Source organism: Rhodococcus sp. IEGM 1306, assembly GCF_036541985.1.
GTDB lineage: Bacteria > Actinomycetota > Actinomycetes > Mycobacteriales > Mycobacteriaceae > Rhodococcus_F > Rhodococcus_F qingshengii.
Genome location: NZ_JAZHFF010000037.1, coordinates 1 through 3,916, shown reverse-complemented (window position 1 = coordinate 3,916; position 3,916 = coordinate 1). Strand labels below are relative to the sequence as shown.

Genomic DNA, 3,916 nt, shown 5'->3' with positions numbered 1-3,916 from the left:
TCAGAATTCCGATTCCTTGCAGATCATCATCCGGGAAGGTACGTCCTCCCGGGATCCACAGGTTCTGATCATTACTCGTGACTTCGAGATCACTCTTGCTGATCTTCACGAGTATGCGGCCAACTTTGCCAAGGGCATTGGGCTGGTTGAAGGCGACAAGCGCGCACCGATCAACTATGCGCATGAGTCGTGGGATAAAGCTGCGGGCTGGATTACTGCACTCAGCGTGAACGAAGCTCGCCAAGCGCTGGTCGCTAGTGTGGAGTGGACACCAGAAGGTGCCAAAGGGCTGAAAGACGGAGAGTGGGCGTACATTTCGCCAGAGTTCTGTCCGCGAGGATCGCTTCCCTACTCGGACCCAGAAGGGCCCGAAGGTACTGATGGCATCCCCGAGTTCACGGCCAATGTGCTGACAGGTGCTGGCCTGACTAATACCCCACTATTCAAGAAGCTGAAACCGATAATGGCCTCGCGTATTCCACCTAAAAGGGTGAACGCAAGCGCTGCCGGTGACGGTGATAAACATAATCAAGGAGAACCTATGGATCTAAAGGAGATTCGAGCAAAACAAGTTGCTGACCTTACTGAGGAAGAGAAAACATTCCTGAGCGAGAACAAAGCAGACCTCACAGCAGAAGAGCTGAAGACCTTCGGACTCGAAGAGGCTGATGACGAAGCGGCCAACGCCGACGCATCGAAAGAAGCTGCCGATAAGGAAGCCGCTGAGCAAGCGGAAGCAGACGCTAAGGCTGCTGCAGAACAAGCAGAGACGGACAAGATCGAAGCAAGCCGCAACGGTGGTGTCTCAATCACTGCCGACCGCTTGGCGAAACTTGAAGCTGACGCCCAAGCTGGCCGTGAAGCACGACAACAGCTCGATCAGCGTGACGCTGAAGAGATCGTAGATCGCAGCATCAAAGCTGGTCAGATCAAGAGCGGCGACAAGGCGCGCTGGACGAAACAACTACTTGCATCACGTGGAGACGACCGCAAGGAACTCGAAACACTTCTAGCCGGCCTCCCTAAGAACGAGATCGACGGCAAGGAGATCGGTGATCAGGGAGCAGCGGTGACTGCATCTGCATCTGCTGAACTACACGCACAGGTAGCAGCAGCGATCAAAGCATCTGCTGACAAGGGATCTGTTCTGTCGTATTCACAAGCGCGCAAGGACATCCTGGCTGCAGACGCAGAGCTGAAACAACGAATCAAAGACGAAGAGGAGGACAAATAGATGACAGCTATCCAACCCGGCCAGAACTACAGTGCTGAGGCCGCAGCAGATTTCACAGGCAAGCGCTACACGGTGGTCAAGCTTGACGCCGACGGCAAAGTCGTTCAGGCGACAGCAGCCACAGACGCGATCCTCGGTGTGATCGACAACGAGCCGAAGGCGGGACGCACGGCTGACGTCGTTCTCGTCAACGGATCAGGTTCGTTCAAAGTCAAGACTGGCGCGAACATCACCAAAGACGCGCTCATCACCACAAACGGTGCTGGACTCGCAATTTCAACAACAACCACTGGCAACCGAGTGATCGGCCGAGCAGTACGTACAACGACATCTGGAGAGGTGGCCGAGTACTTCAAATTTAACGAAAAGATCTAAGAAAGGCTGACAACTTAATATGGCAAACCAACCAACCTACATCGATACGCAGCTCACAGGCGTCGCCAACGCATGGTTCAACCAGCAGGAAGACTTCGTAGCGAACAAGTTGTTCCCGACAGTGCAAGTGAAGAAACCAACCTTCCTCGTCGGTGAGTATGGCAAAGAGAACCTTCAGATGCCGGACAACTCGCTCCGAACTGGTGACTCAAAGTCAAAGAGCGTGAACTTCAGTCGCAAGTTCGTTCCAGGTCAACCGCTCAATGAGCACTCTCTGTCTGATTCCGTCTACAAAGACGACTACGACCAGACCGACGATCCGTTCGAACCAGAAAGCGACACAACAGAAAACATCCTCTCGGTCATGGAATTGATCGATGAGAAGGCCATGACTGACATGGTGACCAACACGAGCATCGTCACGAACAACACGACACTCAGCGGTCAGTCTCAGTGGAGCGACCTCGAACACTCGAACCCAGTCAAGGACATCACAGCAGCGGTCAACTCAGCACTCTTCGTAGACTTCAACACCCTCGTCCTTGGTCGCAACGACTACAACGTGCTGATCAACCACCCTGAGATCCGTGACTACCTCAAATGGACTAAATCAGGCCCAGTTGGGTACCAGGACCTACTCGGAGTCTTCGCGCCGTTCGGCTTCAAACAGATCCTCATCGGTAAGGCGAAAGCCAACCTCGGCAAGGAAGGTCTTGCTGACGACATCCAGCGACTATGGAGCGGTGACGTTCTGCTCGCATACGTCACAGATCGTCCAGGCCGCAAACAGATCAACGGTGGTTACAAGTTCCAACTCGAGAACAGCCGTGAAGTCACGAAGGAGTACATCAACAACCCTCCGAAGACTGAGATCGTCGTTCGTGACTACTACAACTACCAGCTCTTGCTTCCTGAGGCTTACTACCTAATCAAGAACGCATTTGCGAGCTAGGGGGCGGTATGACGCGAATTGAACCAGGATTCAGAGGAGCGAAACTCGTTGGCGCGGTGGTAGACACCGCTGCCAACCCAGGCCTTGGTAGCAATGCCAAGACTTACGTTGTCGGAGCGAACGCTGCGAAATACAACGTCCCGACCGACGCTTCAGTTGTTCTCTTCGTGGATGAGCAGGATGCCGGTATCGGTATGCCTGCCTCACCTGCGGACAACACTGTAGTGAAACTAGTCAACAGCAACACATCAGCTGCGATCGCAGTGACAGGAGTTTCGAATCTCACGTCTATCGCTGCAGGTAAAGAGGTGACTCTCTACGCAGGTGACGTCGCTGGCGCTGGCAACCTTTGGGTATCAGTGGCAACCGGCACTGTCTCAGCTTAGAACGACAAACACACGCCCGATCAGAGGCGAAAGGAGTAAATCAGGAATGGCAAAAGTGACACTCATCAGCGCCGTCAAGCACGATGGCAAAGACTACAAACCAGGGGACACGTTCGAAGGCGACAAAAAGATCGTCAACGAACTGATCCGAGCAGGCGCAGCACAAGATCCGAGCACAGTAGTCGAGCAGACTTCGGCAATCGAAACAGCCGAAGATGAAGCGAAAACCATTGTGGCAGAGGCTCAGAAAGAGGCCGACAAGATCAAATCCGTTGCCGAAGATGAAGCGAAAACCATCATCGGGAAAGCGGAGGAAGTGGCCGGCCTGAAGGTTGAGGAGGCTGAGAAAGCCCTCGCTGACTCCAAGATCGACGCTGAAAAGCTCGTCAAAGACGCTCAGGACGCCGCTAAGAAGGCTCCAGACACAAAGACCAATACACCAGCGAAGTAAAGCTTACGACGCACCAGAGTATGTGAGACCGCCTGAGAGGGCGGTCTTTGTATTGGATAGTGTCCTCGGTGTGAATCTAAAGGCCACTTGGAACGACACGTCTGTCATATTGCGGATCGTTGCTGTTGCGATGGTAGTGACAGGCGCAGTCCTCTTATTTCTCGGGATCGTGGGAGATAGTCGGGGTTGGTGGGGCGACCATGGATTCCTGCTCAACGCGATGACATCGGCTATGGGGTTCATGATCGGCGTGCCCTTCGCTCTCTTTGGGATTAGTGCGATCACGGATGCCCGTGAAGAACGAGCGCAGCTGAATCGTGTTCGGAGCCTTACGGATACGTCGTGGGAGACGTTCTCGGATGCAGCACTGGAGTACTGCTCGATGGACATCATCAATATTCTGTATGTAGAGGGTGGGATCGTCATTGCGCGCTTCGTGCAATGAGGTTCACCCCGAAAAGTGGACAGTGGTCACGCGGCCATCGAGGTCGCGGTCAGTGACTGTTCGTAGTCCGTGG

General features: G+C 53.9%; 6 protein-coding genes. All 6 read left to right on the top strand.

Going from position 1 to position 3,916, the window contains the following annotated elements; translation table 11 throughout:
* Positions 1 to 1,234: phage protease (locus V3587_RS30605; protein WP_317829934.1), on the top strand; the 1,234-nt coding region annotated here is incomplete at its 5' end.
* On the top strand, positions 1,235 to 1,609 hold the full coding sequence (locus tag V3587_RS30600) for a DUF2190 family protein (RefSeq protein WP_073512331.1): 375 nt from the start codon (positions 1,235 to 1,237) through the stop codon (positions 1,607 to 1,609).
* 127 nt (positions 1,610 to 1,736) lie between these two features.
* Entirely contained in the window at positions 1,737 to 2,561 is an 825-nt protein-coding gene (locus V3587_RS30595) for a hypothetical protein (protein ID WP_283377720.1), read from the top strand.
* Positions 2,562 to 2,569: 8 nt separating this feature from the next.
* Positions 2,570 to 2,947, top strand: a complete 378-nt coding sequence (locus V3587_RS30590) for a hypothetical protein (protein ID WP_283377719.1) — start codon at positions 2,570 to 2,572, stop codon at positions 2,945 to 2,947.
* A gap of 46 nt (positions 2,948 to 2,993) precedes the next feature.
* Positions 2,994 to 3,398, top strand: a complete 405-nt coding sequence (locus V3587_RS30585) for a DUF7210 family protein (protein WP_283377718.1) — start codon at positions 2,994 to 2,996, stop codon at positions 3,396 to 3,398.
* A gap of 70 nt (positions 3,399 to 3,468) precedes the next feature.
* Entirely contained in the window at positions 3,469 to 3,843 is a 375-nt protein-coding gene (locus tag V3587_RS30580) for a hypothetical protein (protein ID WP_283377717.1), read from the top strand.
* Positions 3,844 to 3,916 lie beyond the last annotated feature (73 nt).